Source organism: Pseudomonas bharatica, from assembly GCF_048586865.1.
GTDB lineage: Bacteria > Pseudomonadota > Gammaproteobacteria > Pseudomonadales > Pseudomonadaceae > Aquipseudomonas > Aquipseudomonas bharatica.
Window position 1 is genome coordinate 1 of record NZ_JBMAWR010000056.1, and the last position, 1,492, is coordinate 1,492.

1 protein-coding gene is annotated in these 1,492 nt (G+C 61.7%); it reads left to right on the plus strand.

The window, feature by feature from the left end; all coding sequences use genetic code 11:
• The coding region (locus ACKLLE_RS27100; RefSeq protein WP_420059603.1) for an immunoglobulin-like domain-containing protein at window positions 1-1,492 on the plus strand (1,492 nt) is incomplete at both ends.

Genomic DNA, 1,492 nt, shown 5'->3' on the forward strand with positions numbered 1-1,492 from the left:
TACCGACTCGATCGACACCAGCACCGTTACCCTGACCGCCACCGCCAGCGCTGTTGAAGGCGGTGTGGTGACCTATACCGCCTCGGTCACCGCGCCAGTCACTGGTACGCCTCTGGTCATCTCCTTGGCGAATGGCCAATCGATCACCATTCCGGTCAACGCTTCCAGCGGTTCGGTGGACTTCATCGCCCCGAATAACGTCCTGAACACCAATACGCCGCTGACCAACAGCATCACCGGCGTCACCGGTGGCAACTACGAGAAGCTGGAAACCGCCGGCACGCCAACCACCGTCGTAACCGACGACCCGGCTCGCCTGGACACCACCGGCCTGACCTTGTCCGCCACCGGCACCGTCCAGGAAGGCGGTGACATCGTCTACACCGCCCGCCTGACCAACCCGGCGGGCAGCGAGATGAAGATCACGCTGAGCAATGGTGAGGTGATCACCATCGGCAAGGGCTTAAGTGAAGGGTCTATCACCTTCGCTGCACCTCAGAACACCGTTTATGTGGACGGTGGCAACGTCAGCGTGACCATCACCGGCACCACCGGCGGAGACTTCGAGCACCTAGAAGTCAGCCCGACGGCGGCCATCACTGCCGTTACGGATTCGATCGACACCAGTACAGTCACCCTGACCGCGACTCCAAGCGCAGTGGAAGGTGGCGTCGTCACCTACACCGCCTCCGTCACGGCACCAGTTACCGGCACCCCGCTGGTCATCAGCCTGGCCAACGGCCAGTCGATCACAATCCCGGTCAACAGCTCCAGCGGCTCGGTCGACTTCATCGCCCCGAACAACGTGCTGAACACCAATACACCACTGACCAATAGCATCACCGGTGTCACTGGCGGCAACTACGAGAAATTGGAAACCGCCGGTTCCCCGACCACCGTCGTGACCGACGATCCGGCTCGCCTGGACACCACTGGCCTGACCCTGTCGGCCACAGGCACCGTCCAGGAAGGCGGCGACATCGTCTATACCGCCCGCCTGACCAACCCGGCGGGCAGCGAGATGAAGATCACCCTCAGCAACGGGGAAGTGATCACCATCGGCAAAGGTCTGTCGGAAGGCAGCGTGACCTTCCCAGCGCCTCAGAACACCGTTTACGTGGACGGCGGCAACGTTAGCGTGACCGTCACGGGCACCACCGGCGGAGACTTCGAGCACCTTGAAATCAATCCGACTGCGGCGGTGACCGCTGTCACTGACAGCATCGACACTTCGACCGTGACTCTGACCGCGACTGCGAGCGCCGTCGAAGGTGGCGTCGTCACCTACACCGCCTCGGTTACCTCGCCGGTGACCGGTACACCGTTGGTCATAACCTTGGCGAATGGCCAATCGATCACCATTCCGGTCAACGCTTCGAGCGGTTCGGTCGATTTCATTGCGCCGAATAACGTCCTGAACACCAACACGCCGCTAACAAACAGCATCACCGGTGTCAGTGGCGGCAATTACGAGAAGCTCGAAACCGCCGGC